Annotated in this window: 16 protein-coding genes and 2 tRNA genes; 17 read left to right on the top strand and 1 reads right to left on the bottom strand. The window is 70.6% G+C overall.

Features of this window, described 5'->3' with window-relative positions; translation table 11 throughout:
• Positions 1-79: 79 nt before the first annotated feature.
• The 11 genes from EDF53_RS18060 to EDF53_RS18010 all read left to right on the top strand — a co-directional run bounded on the left by EDF53_RS18060 (position 80) and on the right by EDF53_RS18010 (position 6,906).
• On the top strand, positions 80-1,057 hold the full coding sequence (locus EDF53_RS18060) for a carbohydrate ABC transporter permease (protein ID WP_123294820.1): 978 nt from the start codon (positions 80-82) through the stop codon (positions 1,055-1,057).
• A gap of 95 nt (positions 1,058-1,152) precedes the next feature.
• Entirely contained in the window at positions 1,153-1,965 is an 813-nt protein-coding gene (locus tag EDF53_RS18055) for a carbohydrate ABC transporter permease (protein WP_248705126.1), read from the top strand.
• A gap of 5 nt (positions 1,966-1,970) precedes the next feature.
• Positions 1,971-2,441, top strand: coding sequence for a hypothetical protein (locus EDF53_RS19470; protein WP_185021104.1), 471 nt, complete (start codon positions 1,971-1,973; stop codon positions 2,439-2,441).
• A gap of 21 nt (positions 2,442-2,462) precedes the next feature.
• Positions 2,463-3,491, top strand: coding sequence for a LacI family DNA-binding transcriptional regulator (locus EDF53_RS18045; protein ID WP_123294818.1), 1,029 nt, complete (start codon positions 2,463-2,465; stop codon positions 3,489-3,491).
• A 129-nt stretch (positions 3,492-3,620) separates the two neighbouring features.
• A complete protein-coding gene (locus tag EDF53_RS18040; RefSeq protein ID WP_123294817.1) occupies positions 3,621-4,256 on the top strand; it encodes an MBL fold metallo-hydrolase in 636 nt (211 codons plus the stop codon).
• Between the two features lie 422 nt (positions 4,257-4,678).
• A tRNA-Glu gene (locus EDF53_RS18035) sits at positions 4,679-4,754 on the top strand.
• 33 nt (positions 4,755-4,787) lie between these two features.
• A tRNA-Glu gene (locus EDF53_RS18030) sits at positions 4,788-4,863 on the top strand.
• 67 nt (positions 4,864-4,930) lie between these two features.
• Complete coding sequence (locus tag EDF53_RS18025; protein ID WP_123294816.1) at positions 4,931-5,338, top strand: RidA family protein; 408 nt, start codon at positions 4,931-4,933, stop codon at positions 5,336-5,338.
• A gap of 136 nt (positions 5,339-5,474) precedes the next feature.
• Entirely contained in the window at positions 5,475-5,918 is a 444-nt protein-coding gene (locus EDF53_RS18020; protein ID WP_123294815.1) for a CrcB family protein, read from the top strand.
• Complete coding sequence (gene crcB / locus EDF53_RS18015; protein WP_123294814.1) at positions 5,915-6,304, top strand: fluoride efflux transporter CrcB; 390 nt, start codon at positions 5,915-5,917, stop codon at positions 6,302-6,304. Before EDF53_RS18020 ends, crcB begins: the two co-directional genes overlap by 4 nt.
• Positions 6,301-6,906, top strand: coding sequence for a histidine phosphatase family protein (locus tag EDF53_RS18010; protein ID WP_123294813.1), 606 nt, complete (start codon positions 6,301-6,303; stop codon positions 6,904-6,906). Before crcB ends, EDF53_RS18010 begins: the two co-directional genes overlap by 4 nt.
• A 185-nt stretch (positions 6,907-7,091) precedes the next feature.
• On the opposite strand, the gene EDF53_RS18005 is transcribed toward EDF53_RS18010, so the two are convergent.
• Positions 7,092-8,159, bottom strand: a complete 1,068-nt coding sequence (locus tag EDF53_RS18005) for an FUSC family protein (RefSeq protein ID WP_123294812.1) — start codon at positions 8,157-8,159, stop codon at positions 7,092-7,094.
• Between the two features lie 167 nt (positions 8,160-8,326).
• On the opposite strand from EDF53_RS18005, the gene leuC reads away from it, so the two are divergent.
• The 6 genes from leuC (at position 8,327) to EDF53_RS17975 (ending at position 14,857) form a co-directional block, all read left to right on the top strand.
• A complete protein-coding gene (gene leuC, locus EDF53_RS18000) occupies positions 8,327-9,787 on the top strand; it encodes a 3-isopropylmalate dehydratase large subunit (RefSeq protein ID WP_111086048.1) in 1,461 nt (486 codons plus the stop codon).
• Complete coding sequence (gene leuD, locus EDF53_RS17995) at positions 9,787-10,383, top strand: 3-isopropylmalate dehydratase small subunit (protein ID WP_111086049.1); 597 nt, start codon at positions 9,787-9,789, stop codon at positions 10,381-10,383. Before leuC ends, leuD begins: the two co-directional genes overlap by 1 nt.
• A complete protein-coding gene (murA, locus tag EDF53_RS17990) occupies positions 10,383-11,750 on the top strand; it encodes a UDP-N-acetylglucosamine 1-carboxyvinyltransferase (RefSeq protein ID WP_123294811.1) in 1,368 nt (455 codons plus the stop codon). The genes leuD and murA overlap by 1 nt, the downstream gene beginning before the upstream one ends.
• A gap of 5 nt (positions 11,751-11,755) precedes the next feature.
• A complete protein-coding gene (locus tag EDF53_RS17985; protein ID WP_260216086.1) occupies positions 11,756-12,622 on the top strand; it encodes a 1-acyl-sn-glycerol-3-phosphate acyltransferase in 867 nt (288 codons plus the stop codon).
• Between the two features lie 79 nt (positions 12,623-12,701).
• Positions 12,702-13,715: an NAD(P)H-dependent glycerol-3-phosphate dehydrogenase gene (locus EDF53_RS17980; RefSeq protein WP_111086095.1), complete on the top strand. Its 1,014-nt coding sequence runs from the start codon at positions 12,702-12,704 to the stop codon at positions 13,713-13,715.
• A 32-nt stretch (positions 13,716-13,747) separates the two neighbouring features.
• Positions 13,748-14,857 (top strand): D-alanine--D-alanine ligase family protein, encoded by a 1,110-nt coding sequence (locus tag EDF53_RS17975; RefSeq protein ID WP_311316845.1) that lies wholly within the window; start codon positions 13,748-13,750, stop codon positions 14,855-14,857.
• Positions 14,858-14,874: the final 17 nt, after the last annotated feature.

Below are 14,874 nucleotides of genomic sequence, written 5' to 3'. Positions count from 1 at the left end.
GTTCCGACACCCCCGGCAAGGAGGCCGACACGTGTCAGCAGCAACCGAGATCCCCGCAGCCATCCCCAACCCGACGGGCATGGAACCGAAGCGCCAACGGCGCAAGGGCGGACTCAACGCCGAGCACGGCCGGTGGGCCGTGTACCTCATCGGCCCGACGATCCTGCTCCTCGCGATCGTCATCGGCTACCCGGTCGTCAGCGCGATCATCCAGTCGTTCCAGCTCGACCAGGGCCTCGACAAGGCCACCGGCCTGTTCGTGCAGGGCGGCTTCGCCGGCGTCACGAACTACGTGCACTGGCTCGGGCAACGATGCGGGAACACCGCGTGCCCTCCGGGCAGCCTCGGGTCCCAGTTCTGGGTGGCCTTCGGCAACACGTTCTTCTTCACCGCGGTGACCGTCGTCCTCGAGACCGTCATCGGGCTCTGGATGGCGATCATCATGAACCGCAACTTCAAGGGCCGCGCGCTCGTCCGTGCCGCGATCCTGGTGCCGTGGGCGATCCCCACCGCCGTCACCGCGAAGCTCTGGTACTTCATCTTCGACGCGAACGGCGTCCTGAACCACGTCATCGGCCACCAGGTCCTCTGGTTCTCCGACGAGTGGGCATCGCGGTTCGCGATCATCATCGCGGACACCTGGAAGACCACGCCGTTCATGGCACTGCTCATCCTGGCGGGGCTGCAGTTGATCCCCGAGGACGTCTACGAGGCCGGCAAGATGGACGGCGCCTCGACGTTCCAACGCTTCGTGCTCATCACGCTGCCGCTCGTGCGGCCCGCCCTGATGGTCGCCGTGCTGTTCCGCGTGCTCGACGCGCTCCGCATCTACGACCTGATCGCGATCATGACCGGTGGCGGCGGTGGTTCCGGCAACGCCACGGTCTCGTTGTCGGTGCTCGTCGTCGACCAGATCCGGCAAGGGTTCAACGCCGCATCGGCACTCTCCACCATCACCTTCCTCATCGTGTTCATCGTGGCGTTCGTCTTCGTCCGGTTCCTCGGAGCCAACGTCGTCCAGACGCAGGCCGCCCAGCAGAAGGGTGAACTCAAGTGACCCTCGCAGCAGACCGCCCCCGGTCAGTGCCAGTCCCCGGCGAACGTGCTAGCGCACGCGCCGAAGTCCGGGTCCGCCGCGACACCGGCCCCCGGATCCGCACGGCCGTGCAGGCGATCGTCATCGCCGTGTGGTGCCTCCTGCCGTTCTACTGGATGGTCGTCACGAGCTTCCGCGACGTCGGGTTCACCTTCGACCCGACGCCGTGGTTCACGCACGTGACGCTCGACAACTACGCGACGGCGTTCTCCACGTCGCTCGGCAACCACCTCGGCCGGGCGCTGCTGAACAGCGTCTTCATCGGTGTGGCCGTGACGATCATCGCCCTGCTCGTCGGCACCACGGCGGCGTACGCCCTCGCCCGCCTCGAGTTCGGCGGCAAGTCGCTCATCGCCGGCGCGATCCTGGCGGCGTCGATGTTCCCGGGGGTCGCGCTCATCTCCCCGCTGTTCCAGCTCTTCACGGACATCGGGTGGATGGGGACCTACCAGGCGCTCATCCTGCCGAGCATCTCGTTCGTGCTGCCGCTGACGGTCTACACGCTCGCGTCGTTCTTCCGCGAGATGCCGTGGGACCTCGAGGAAGCAGCGCGCATCGACGGCTGCACCCGCGTGCAGGCGTTCCGGCGGATCATCCTGCCGCTCGCCGCCCCCGCGGTGTTCACGACAGCGATCCTGGCGTTCATCTCCAGCTGGAACGAGTACCTGATCTCCTCGCAGCTCTCGAGCGACGCGACGCAGCCGGTGACCGTGGCGATCGCCTCGTTCGCCGGGTCGCAGCCGCACCAGGAGCCGTACACGGCGGTCATGGCCGCGGGCACGATCGTCACGATCCCGCTCGTCATCCTGGTCCTCATCTTCCAGCGACGCATCGTGGCCGGCCTCACCGCCGGTGGCGTGAAGGGTTGACGACCATGGCACAGCGCGGACCCACCCGGCCCACGGCCCGGATCGAAGAGGCGATCGGCTTCGTCGGCATGTTCGGCATCCTGTTCCTCGGCGCCACGGTGTTCTGCGAGGTCACCGGTCGACCGGCACTCGGCTGGGCACTCACCCTGCTGGTGTGCGTGCTCGGGGTCGTGGCGCTCGACCGGTGGCGGGTGCGGGTACTCCGCCGCCACGCGGTCGTCGACGGGGCCACCGACGGCATCGGTGCCGCTCCTGCCGTCGCCCCCGTCCGCACCGCTCGCGGCGACGACACCCGTCGTCAGCCACGGCCCTCGGCGGACGGGCGGGTGCACCAGCACAGCGGGTGGGACGAGCTCGCACCAGCGGGTCGTCGTGCACCGCACCGAGCGCACCGGACCGCAGCGGCCGTCGCGCAAGCAGTCCCCGGCACTGCAGCCGACCGTCCGGCGGGCGTGACACACGGTACGGACGGCTGACGGGCCTCCCGGGTCGCATCGATGGGGATCCAGGAGATCGCGACCGTCACGGGACTGTCGAAGTCCACGGTGTCGCGAGCGCTGCGCGGCATGGAGAACGTGGCGGAGACCACGATCGACGAGGTCCGACGGGTCGCCGACGAGCTCGGGTACGTCCCGAGCTCGGCGGCGGCCGGCCTCGCCACCGGGCGGCAGCGCGCCGTCGGCGTCGTCGTCCCGGTGATCGACCGGTGGTTCTACGTCAAGGCGCTCGGCGGCGTCGACGCAGAACTCCGGCGGGCCGGGTACGACCTCGTGCTCTACAACCTGGGCGGGCCGGGCGGCGACCGCGACCGGGCGTTCCGGCGTTCGATGCTGCGGCACCGTGTGGACGCTCTGGTCCTGCTGTCCCTGGTGCTGGACGCGACCGAGCGTGCCGAGCTCGAACTCACCCGGCACCCGATGATCGTCATCGGCGGACCCGCACCGGGCCTGCGGAACATCGGGGTCGACGACCGAGCCGTCACCCGGATCGCGGTCGACCACCTGTGCGGACTCGGACACCGACGGGTCGCCTACGTCGGCGGGCAGGACGAGGCCGGCATGAACGTGGCGGTGCCGCACCTGCGGCGGGACGGGTTCGTCGACGCGATGCGGGCCGCCGGACACGCGGTGCCGGACCGGTGGCTGCTCGACGGACGGTTCTCGTTCGCCGGTGGGCTGGCGGCGGGGAGCGCGCTGTTCGGCGGGGGTGCCGGTGCCGGTGCTGGGGCCGGGCCCGATCGCCCGACTGCCGTCTTGTGCGCATCGGACGAGATGGCGCTCGGGGTGCTCCTCGCCGCTGGGCAGGCCGGGCTGTCGGTGCCGGGGGACGTCTCCGTCATCGGGATCGACGGCCACGAGTACGGCGCCACCGTGGGCCTGACGACCGTGGCGCAGGACCCGGAGGCGCAGGGGCGGGCAGCGGCGCGGGCAGTGCTGGCCGAGGTCGACGGCGGCGCTGCCGGAGCGATCGTCGCGGCGCCGGCGCACCTGGTGGTGCGCGGGACGACGGGGCCGCCGCCGGGGTGAGGATGTGGGGTGGTGCGTGGGCGGGATCGACTCGGAACGACGATCCCGATGTCGCACGACAACAGGAACGTCGTTCCGAGTCGGCCCCCGCCCGAGCCCGCCCGGCCCGCCGCGGGTAGCGTCGCCCGCATGGAGGTCACGAAGCTCGAACACGCCTGCCAGATCCTGTCGGACGGCGACGCACGCCTGGTGCTCGACCCGGGCGACTTCACCCGCCCCGTCGACGCGACCGGGGTCGTCGCGGTCGTCGTCACCCACGAACACCCCGACCACGTCACGCCCGAGCAACTGCACCGGATCCTCGCCACCAACCCCGACGCCGTCGTGCTCGGACCCGAGGGCGTCCGCGCGGCGCTCGCCGACTCCGGCATCGCGGTCGAGGTCGTCACCGACGGCGACCACCGCACCGTCGGCCCGTTCGAACTCGACTTCCACGGCACGCGGCACCAGCTCATCCACTCCTCGGTGCCGATCGTCGACAACACCGGCGTGCTCGTGAACCGCACGCTCTTCCACCCCGGCGACTCGTACACCGACCCGGGCGTGCCCGTCGAGGTCCTCGCCGCACCCGTCGGTGCCCCGTGGCTCAAGGTCGCCGAGATGATGGACTACGTCGCCGCGCTCGCCCCGGCCCGTGCCTACCCGATCCACGAGGCCACGCTCTCCGACATCGGCTACGGCATGCACACCGGTCGGCTCCGCGAGGCGCTCGCGCCGAGCGGCGTGCTCGAGATCCTGCGGCCGGGGGAGTCGCTCACGGTCTGACCGCGCCGGACCGCGCCGTGGTCGCTTCGTGAGCAGAAATGGTCGGGTGGGACCGACCGACGCGACCATTCCTGCTCACGAAGTGCGGCTCCGGACGTGCGCGCGGTCGGACGGGAGGCCCGTGGCGGGCCCGCCACGGGCCTCCCGTCCGATGGGCGGTCGCGTCCACGGCCGCGCGACCGATGCGCGTGCATGTTGCGACAGAACGCGCGTCGTTCAACGGGTGTTTCGTCGCTCGATGCGCACGCAACGGATGCGTGTGCATGTTGCGACAGAGCGCGCGTCGTTCGACCGGTGTTCTGTCGGAATCTGCACGTGCAACGAGCGCCGTATGCCGGGCGCGGCATGGCGGCACACCCGGGCGACACGCCTCGTTTTGGCGCGATGCGCGGCTTGTGCAATACTTGTCGAGTTGTCGGAACGGCCCCATCGTATAGCGGCCTAGTACGCTGCCCTCTCACGGCGGTAACGCGGGTTCGAATCCCGCTGGGGTCACCACAGGTGACATGCTCCGAGTCCGACAACAGCCGCGGCCCCATCGTATAGCGGCCTAGTACGCTGCCCTCTCACGGCGGTAACGCGGGTTCGAATCCCGCTGGGGTCACCAGCACCACGAAACCCCCGACGAGCTCCGACTCGCCGGGGGTTTCATCGTCGTGTGCCAGGCTGCTTCCGTGTCCAGTGCCGTCCAGCTCATCCGGTCCACAGCGCTCAGCGACGTCGCGGAGTACGCCTACGCGTCCACCGTGGCGGCCGGGACACGGCTCGTGTTCCTCGCGGGGGCGTGTCCGCTCGACGAGCACGGCGCGACGGTCGCCGTCGGTGACGTGGCCGGGCAGGCCGCACAGTGCGTCGCGAACCTGCGGACGGCGCTCGCAGCCGCCGGCGCGGGGGTCGACGACCTCGTCCAGACGCGGGTGCTCGTCGCGACGACCGAGCAGCAGGACCTCGTCGCCGCCTGGGACGTCGTCCGCGCCGCGATGGGAGACCGCGACGTGCCGAGCACGCTGCTCGGCGTGACCGTCCTCGGCTACGACGACCAGCTCGTCGAGGTCGAGGCGATCGCCGCCGTCGCCGACTGAGCAGTACGCTGGACGGGTCGTCAGACCCGGCAGTGGGGCCTGCCGGACCCAACCGCGCACGAAGCGCCAACGGTCCCTGTCCCGAGAACACCGCACGCGCGGAGACGATCAGGCGTGCTCGGCGATAGGAGTACCGATGACCGATGCGCGACCGCCGCACCTCCGCTGGCGCTTCCTCGCCCTCGTCGCACTCGGCGGCGCGATCGGGACCGCGATGCGCGCACTGCTCGCCGAGGCGTTCCCCGGCCACGACGGCATCAGCTGGGTGATCCTCGCGATCAACGTCGTCGGAGCCTTCTGTCTCGGGCTCCTGCTCGAGGCGCTCGCGCTGCGTGGCCCCGACGTCGGAGGCCGCCGCACGCTGCGGCTGCTCGTCGGCACCGGCGTGCTCGGCGGCTTCACGACGTACAGCACGCTCGCCGACGACACCGCGCAGTTGCTCGACGTCGGCCGGTGGGGTGCGGGCAGCGGGTACGCGCTGCTGTCCGTCGTCCTCGGGCTCGGCGCCGTCGTGCTCGGGGTGTTGCTCGCCGGGCGGCTCCGGCCGCGTCCGACCGGCCCGGACGGAGGCGCGTCGTGAACCCGCTCGAACTGCTGCTCGTCGCCGTCGGCGGGGGAGTCGGAGCCGCGCTCCGGTTCCTGCTCGACGGCCTCGTCAAGACGCGCACGTCCCGCTCGCGGACTGCCGGGTTCCCGCTCGGGACCGTGCTGATCAACGTGTCCGGATCGTTCGTCCTCGGCCTGCTCACCGGCCTCGGGCAGGCCGGGACGATCCCGCTCCCGGCGGTCGCGGTGCTCGGGACGGGCATGATGGGTGGGTACACGACGTTCTCGACGGCGAGCGTCGAGACCGTCCAGCTCCTCCGATCCGGCAAGCCCCGGCTCGCCGTCCTGCACGGCCTCGGGATGCTCGTCGTCTCGGTCGGCGCAGCTGCGCTCGGCCTCTGGATCGGAAGGAACTCATGACCTCGGAACGCCCCGGCGAACTCGTCCTCGTCCGTCACGGAGAGACGGAGTGGTCGAAGAGCGGGCTGCACACCGGCCGCACCGACATCCCGCTGACGGACAACGGTGTCGAGCAGGCGAAGCGCGCCGGCCGGTACCTGGCCGACCGCTCGTTCGCGTTGGCCCTGTCGAGTCCGCTGCAGCGTGCCCGCGACACCGCGCACCTGATCGGCGTCGACCCGGAGCTCGACGAGGACCTGTACGAGTGGGACTACGGCGCGTACGAAGGGCTCACCACCCCGCAGATCAAGGTGCTGCGCCACGGGCCGTGGGACCTCTGGACCGACGGGGTGCCCGCCGGTGACACACCTGGCGAGAACGCCGCCGAGGTCCGGGTCCGCGTCGAGCGCATCCTGAACCGCGCTCGTCCGGTGCTCGCCGAGGGACAGGACGCCGTGTTCATCGCCCACGGCCACGTGCTGCGTGCCCTCGGCGCCGCGTGGATCCGGCTCGCGCCGCAGGACGGTGCCGTGCTGAAGCTCGGTACCGCATCGGTCAGCGTCCTCGGCTACGAGCACGGCCGCCCGGTCATCGACGCCTGGAACATCCAGCCCCGCGACTGACGCGCCGGCCGCGGTCCGTGGGTGCGGTCTGCGAGAGCGACAGTTCCGCGCCCCCTCAGCTGGTCAGTCCCGCGAGAGCGACAGAGTTGCGCGAACAGTTCGCGGACATCTGTCGCTTTCGCGACCGGGTCGCGCCCACGACCGGACAGGAGGCCCGTGGCGACGCCGCCACGGGCCTCCTGGCGTCAGACCGTACGGATCGCGCTCGTGGCACCCAGGGCTCGCCCGCGCCGCCGCTCGATCGCGCGCCCCACGAACAACAGCCCAACGCTGACGAGCGCACCGAGGGTGGTCTGCGCGACCCGGTCGAGCGCGAGGAGCTCCGGGGCCTCGGGCAGGCTCAGCCACGACACTGCGAGGGCGAGCGGCGTCAGGAACAGCAGGCAGACGGCGTAGTTCCGGGCGACGAAGATCTCCGCGAAGAACTGCCCCACGACGGCGATGACGACGATCCACCACGCCGACGGCTCGAGCAGCAGGATCCCGACGGCGATCACGGTGCCGCCGATCGTGCCGATGAAGCGCTGGAACGCCCGGATCACGGTGTGCCGCTGGCGGAGGGCGGGCAGGGTCGACACCACCGCGATGACGGCCCAGTACGGGTGCCCGAGCCAGGGGATGGTCGACGCCACCGCGCCGGCGACGAGCGACCCCACGACGTTGAGCGCCACGGTCTCCCACAGCGCGGCCGTGCGGAGGATGCCGAAGCCGCGCTCCTTGAGCGGCGCCAGCGGCCGGAACCGGTGCGGGGCGCGCGGGTGCCACACGTGCCGGATGACGAACCCGGACATCGCGACGAGCCACGCCCAGACGACCGAGCAGACGATGATCGTCGCGACGAGCGGGACGTCCGCGGGCCTGAGCGGCAGGAGGGCGGAGACCACGAACGCGAACACGGGGAAGATCGGCTGCGCGGGGATCGTCCGCAGGGTCGACAGGGTGCAGACCGCGACGACGAGCACGACGACGAGTCCGGTCGCCTGCAGCCAGAGCGGGGAGCCGAGCAGGGCGACACCGATGCCCGCGAACATGCACAGGGTCTGCAGCGCACCCGCGACGCCCGTGGTGACGGCGCGCTGCCGGTACGGCTCGGTCGCCCCGAAGATCGCGGTGAATCCGGCGAACATCGCGAACGCGGCGTAGCCCGGCATCCCGAGGGCGATGAGCAGCGCCAGTGGTGCACCGCCCGCGATCGCTGCGCGTGCCGCGCCCTCGAGGTTGATCGTCCGGGTCGAGTGCGCAGGTGTCGTCATGTCCCGACCATCTTCCCACCGCGACGGGTGTCGTCGAGTCGCCACGGGCCTCCCGGTCGACCGCCGCACCGCGTGGAGAACGCGACGACGCGTTGGTATACCAATGGTAGAGTCGCCTGATCGTGCCGCGGTCGCGGCGCAACGACGAGAACGAGGGAGTCGAGCTCATGGGTAGGACGCTCGCCGAGAAGGTGTGGGACGACCACGTCGTGGTCAAGGGTGAGGACGGGAACCCGGACCTCCTCTACATCGACCTCCACCTCGTGCACGAGGTCACGAGCCCGCAGGCGTTCGACGGTCTGCGCCAGGCCGGGCGCCCGGTGCGCCGGCTCGACCTGACGATCGCGACCGAGGACCACAACACCCCGACGCTCGCCATCGACCGCCCCATCGCGGACCCGACGAGCCGCATCCAGATCGAGACCCTGCGCCGCAACTGCGAGGAGTTCGGGGTCCGCCTGCACTCCCTCGGCGACAAGGAGCAGGGGATCGTGCACGTCGTCGGCCCGCAGCTCGGCCTGACGATGCCCGGCATCACCGTCGTCTGCGGCGACTCGCACACCAGCACCCACGGGGCGTTCGGCGCGATGGCGTTCGGCATCGGCACCTCCGAGGTCGAGCACGTCCTGGCGACGCAGACCCTGCCGCTGAAGCCCTTCAAGACGATGGCGATCACGGTCGAGGGCACGCTGCGTCCGGGCGTGACCGCGAAGGACATCATCCTGGCGGTCATCGCGAAGATCGGCACCGGCGGCGGACAGGGCTACGTGCTCGAGTACCGCGGTTCCGCGATCCGTGCGCTCTCGATGGAGGGCCGGATGACGATCTGCAACATGTCGATCGAGGCCGGTGCCCGCGCCGGCATGGTCGCCCCCGACCAGATCACCTACGACTACGTGCAGGGCCGCGACCACGCCCCGACCGGTTCCGACTGGGACGACGCCGTCGCGTACTGGGACACCCTGGCGACCGACGACGACGCCGTGTTCGACGCCGAGGTCTTCATCGACGCCGACGACCTCGAGCCCTTCGTCACCTGGGGCACCAACCCCGGCCAGGGCGTCTCGCTGTCGGAGAACGTGCCTTCGCCTCTCGACTTCGAAGACCCGAACGACCAGGCCGCTGCGCAGCGGGCCCTCGACTACATGGACATCGCCGCCGGCACCCCGATGAAGGACATCGCCGTCGACGCGGTCTTCATGGGCTCGTGCACGAACTCGCGCATCGAGGACCTGCGGGCCTTCGCGTCGATCATCCAAGGCCGCAAGAAGGCCGACGGCGTCCGGGTCATGGTCGTGCCGGGGTCCGCCCGGGTGCGGCTCGAGGCCGAGGCCGAGGGGCTCGACGTCGTCATCAAGGAGTTCGGCGCCGAGTGGCGGTTCGCCGGGTGCTCGATGTGCCTCGGCATGAACCCCGACCAGCTCGCACCGGGGGAGCGCTGCGCGAGCACGTCGAACCGCAACTTCGAGGGGCGCCAGGGCAAGGGCGGGCGCACCCACCTGGTGTCGCCGCTCGTCGCCGCCGCCACCGCGATCCGCGGCACGCTGTCCAGCCCGTGGGACCTGGCGACCGACGACGCACTGGCGAACGTGACCGACACAGCGAACACCACCGAGGGGACCTTCTGATGGACAAGATCACCACCGTCACCGGCATCGCCGCCCCGCTCAAGCGGTCGAACGTCGACACCGACCAGATCATCCCCGCGGTCTACCTCAAGCGCGTCACGAAGACCGGCTTCGAGGACGCCCTGTTCTCCGGTTGGCGCCAGGACCCCGACTTCGTGCTGAACCAACCCGAGTACCAGGGCGCGAAGGTCCTGGTGGCCGGCCCGGACTTCGGCACCGGCTCGTCCCGCGAGCACGCGGTCTGGGCACTGCGTGACTTCGGCTTCGCGGTCGTCATCTCGCCCCGGTTCGCCGACATCTTCAAGGGCAACGCGGGCAAGCAGGGCCTCGTCACCGCGATCGTGACCGAATCGGAAGTCGAGCGGCTCTGGGCCGAGATCGAGCGGAACCCGGGGGTGTCGGCGACCGTGGACCTGGTGGCGCAGCGCGTGTCGCTCGGGGATGTGGACGTCCCCTTCGAGATCGACGCTTACACTCGTTGGCGGTTGATGGAAGGGCTCGACGACATCGGGCTCACCCTCCGTGACGAGACCTCGATCACGGAGTTCGAATCCCGCCGCTCCAGTTGGCGGCCGAAGACATTGCCGGTGAAGTAGTGAACTCTCTCGTACAGGACGCAGCGGCCGCAGGGGCGCGCGTGGGCCTCAAGTCGGACGAGATCGTCATCCGCGGGGGCAAGCCGCTCGTGGGGCGCATCGAGGTCCGCGGGGCGAAGAACCTCGCGACCAAGGCCATGGTGGCGTCGCTGCTCGGTGACACCCCGTCGATCCTCAAGGACGTCCCGGACATCTCCGACGTCAAGGTCGTCCGTGGGCTGCTCGAGGTGCACGGCGTGCGCATCACCGATCCTGCACGAGGCGAGCTCATCCTCGACCCGGCCAACGTCGAGTCGGCGCACTTCGCCGAGATCGACGCCCACGCCGGCTCGAGCCGCATCCCGATCCTGTTCTGCGGCCCGCTGCTGCACAAGCTCGGCGAGGCGTTCATCCCCGACCTCGGCGGCTGCCGCATCGGCGACCGCCCGATCGACTTCCACCTCGACGCGCTCCGCGCCATGGGTGCGGTCGTCGACAAGCAGGTCAACGGCATCCACCTGACGGCCCCGAACGGGCTGAAGGGCGCGTCGATCGAGCTGCCGTACCCGAGCGTCGGCGCGACCGAGCAGGTCCTGTTGTCGTCCGTCCTGGCGACCGGCGTCACGGAGCTGCGGAACGCGGCGATCGAGCCCGAGATCATGGACCTCATCGCGATCCTGCAGAAGATGGGCGCGATCGTGTCCGTCGAGCCGAACCGCGTGATCTTCATCGAAGGCGTCGAGTCGCTGCGCGGCTACACGCACCGTGCGATCAACGACCGCAACGAGGCCGCCAGCTGGGCCTCCGCCGCGCTCGCCACCGACGGCGACATCTTCGTCGAGGGGGCGAACCAGCAGGAGCTCATGACGTTCCTCAACGTCTTCCGCAAGGTCGGCGGCGGTTTCGACGTGCAAGAGGACGGCATCCGGTTCTACCGCGAGCGCGACACCCTCAAGCCCGTCGTCATCGAGACCGACGTGCACCCCGGCTTCATGACCGACTGGCAGCAGCCGCTCGTCGTGGCGCTGACCCAGGCCGAAGGGCAGAGCATCGTGCACGAGACCGTGTACGAGAACCGCTTCGGCTTCACCGACGCGCTGAACGAGATGGGCGCCGACATCGTCGTCCACAAGGAGGGGCTGCCCGGGCACGACCGCCGTGTCGCCCGCCGTCCGTTCGAGCAGGCCGCGGTCATCACCGGTCCGACGACGCTGCACGCGGCGAACGTCCGGGTCCCCGACCTCCGCGGTGGCTTCAGCCACCTCATCGCGGCGCTGACCGCCGACGGCGAGTCCCACATCACCAACGTCGGCATCATCAGCCGCGGCTACGAGCACTTCATCCCGAAGCTGCGGAAGCTGGGCGCCGACTTCGACTTCGCGGGTTAGTCGCGGTGTCGGTTCCGCAGCCGGGTGACGGTCCGTCGCGTCCGGGTGACGGCCCGTCGGGCCAGGGCGATGGCCGGGAGGCCCGTGGTGCGTCCGCCGTGCAGGTCGCGACCGGCCTGCCGGTGCGTGGACGGCGTTGGAAGCGTGGGGAGCTCAACCCCGCGTTCCGCATCGTGGCGTCGATCGTCATCCCGACGTTCCGGTTCTCGTCGAACTACCACTGGTACGGCCCGAACCGCCTGCCGGCGGACGGTGCCTTCGTGCTCGCCCCGAACCACTTCACGAACATCGACCCGCTGGTCGTCGGCACCGCCGTCTACATCAGTCGGCGGGCCCCGCGGTTCCTGGCCAAGGCCTCGCTGTTCAAGGTGCCCGTCTTCGGCAAGCTCATGTCCGGCATGGGGCAGATCCCGGTCGAGCGCTCCGGCCGCACCCGGTTGAGCGACCCGCTCGGCGGCGGGCGGTCGCTCATCGAGCAGGGTGGGGCGATCATCGTCTACCCCGAGGGCACGCTCACCCGCGACCCCGACCTGTGGCCGATGCGCGGCAAGACCGGTGCCGTCCGCATCGCACTCGAGAACGACGTGCCGCTGATCCCGATGGCCCACTGGGGCACGCAGGGCATCATGGCGCGCTACTCCAACAAGCTCCGCCTGTTCCCGCGGTCGCGCGTGGACGTCATCGTCGGCGACCCGGTCGACCTGTCCGCCTACCGTGGCCGGCCGATCGACCAGCAGATGCTGACCGAGGCCACCGAGCTGCTCATGCAGCGCATCACGGAGCTGCTCGAGCAGCTCCGTGGCGAGCAGGCCCCGAAGACCCGCTGGGACCCGGCGGCGAACAACCAGAAGGAGACCGGCCGGTTTGAGTGACCTCCGCCCGCACGACGATCGTCCCGACCCCGTCGCAGCAGCGCCGGGTGCCTTCGACACCGCCGCGATCCGGGTGGTGATGCAGTCGACCGACAAGCCCCGCGTGGCGGTCATCGGTGCCGGCAGCTGGGGCACCACGTTCGCGAAGGTACTCGCCGAGGGCGGTGCCTCCACGGTCGTGTGGGCCCGGCGTCCCGAGGTCGCCCGCGAGATCACCGAGACGAAGCGGAACTCCGACTACCTGCCCGGCATCAACCTGCCCCGCACCCTCACGGCGTCGACGTCGCTCGAGCAGGTACTCGACGGCGCCACCCAGGTGTACGTGTCGGTGCCGTCGCAGACCCTGCGGTCGAACCTCGACGCGATCCGCGAGCTCCTGCCCGCCGGTGTCCCCGTCGTCAGCCTGATGAAGGGCGTCGAGAAGAGCACCGGCCTGCGGATGAGCGAGGTCCTGCTCCAGGGACTCGGCATCGACCAGGACCGCATCGCCGTCGCGAGCGGACCGAACCTGGCGCTCGAGATCGCCCGCCGGCAGCCGACCGCCGCCGTGGTGTCGTCGTCGAGCGTCGAGACCGCGACCGCTGTCGCCGCCGTCGCGACGAACCCGTACTTCCGGTCGTTCATCAACACCGACGTCATCGGCACCGAGTTCGGCGGCGTGCTGAAGAACCTCATCGCCGTGGCGATCGGCATCGTCGACGGCGTCGGCTACGGCGAGAACACCAAGGCGTCGATCATCACCCGTGGGCTCGCCGAGATGACCGAGTTCGCGGTGTCGCTCGGCGCGCAGCCGTCGACCCTGTCGGGCCTCGCGGGCCTCGGTGACCTCATCGCCACCTGCCAGTCGCCGCTGTCCCGGAACAACACCGCCGGGCGCCTGCTCGGGCAGGGGTACCGGTTCGACGAGGTCGTGCGGCAGATGAACCAGACCGCCGAGGGCCTGGCGTCCGTCGCACCGATCCTCGAGCTCGCCGCCGCGAACGGCGTCGACATGCCCATCGTCAGCCAGGTCGGCGAGGTCCTCGCCGGTAGGCTCGATCCGCGCAACATCGCGCCGCACCTCACCGAGACCGACGAGCCCCAGGGCGAGTGACCGGTCCCGCACCGAGTCACGAAGGGACTCCCGTGCCCACGATCCCCGAGGGAACCGACGTTCCCACGACCACCGTCGCCGTCCTGTTCGGCGGGCGCTCGAGCGAGCACGAGATCAGCTGCGTGACCGCCGGCGGCATCATGGACGTCGTCGACCGCACCGAGTACCAGATCGTCCCGATCGGCATCACGAAGGACGGCGCGTTCACGCTGCAGTCCGACGACCCGTCGCAGTGGGCGATCCGCGACGGCTCCCTGCCGACCGTGCCCGACAACGGCACGCGCGTGGCGTTCCCGACCTCGCCGGCGACGAACGAACTCGTCGTCTCGCACCCGGACGGCTCGGTCACGTCCGTCGCCGTCGACGTGGTGTTCCCGATCCTGCACGGTCCGTTCGGCGAGGACGGCACGATCCAGGGCCTGCTCGAGATCGCTGGTCTGCCGTACGTCGGCGACGGCGTACTCGCCAGCGCCCTGGCGATGGACAAGCACGTCGCGAAGGCCGTCCTCGAGCACGCCGGCCTGCGGGTCGCGCCGTGGACGACCGTGCTCCGCCGCGAGTGGGCGGCCGCCCCCGTCGAGGTCGCCGAGACCATCGCGGCGCACGGCTGGCCGCTGTTCGTGAAGCCGGCACGCGCCGGGTCGAGCATGGGCGTCTCGCGCGTCGACGGGCCCGACGAGCTCGGCGCCGCGATGGACCTGGCGTTCGAGCACGACTCCAAGGTGATCGTCGAACCCCGCGTCGTCGGCCGCGAGGTCGAGGTCGCCGTGCTCGAGGGCCGTGACGGTGCGCCGCGCACGAGCCTGCCCGGCGAGATCGTCGTGGCCGAGGACGGCTTCTACGACTTCGCGTCGAAGTACCTCGGTGGCGATGAGTCCCTGCTGTGCCCGGCGCCGCTCACCGAGGCACAGACCGACGAGATCCGGTCGATCGGTGCTCGTGCGTTCGAGGCCATCGGTGGTTCCGGGCTCGCCCGCGTCGACTGCTTCCTGACCGACGACGGCTTCGTCGTGAACGAGGTCAACACGATGCCCGGGTTCACCCCGCTGTCGATGTACCCGCGCTGCTGGGCGGCATCCGGTGTGTCCTACGGCGAGCTGGTCACCGAGCTGATCGAACTGGGGCGCGCCGCCGTCCGCTGACGCTCGGCGGGGTCGGG

The organism is Curtobacterium sp. PhB78 (genome assembly GCF_003751685.1).
Classification (GTDB): Bacteria; Actinomycetota; Actinomycetes; order Actinomycetales; family Microbacteriaceae; genus Curtobacterium.
This window is presented reverse-complemented; position numbering and strand designations above follow the sequence as displayed.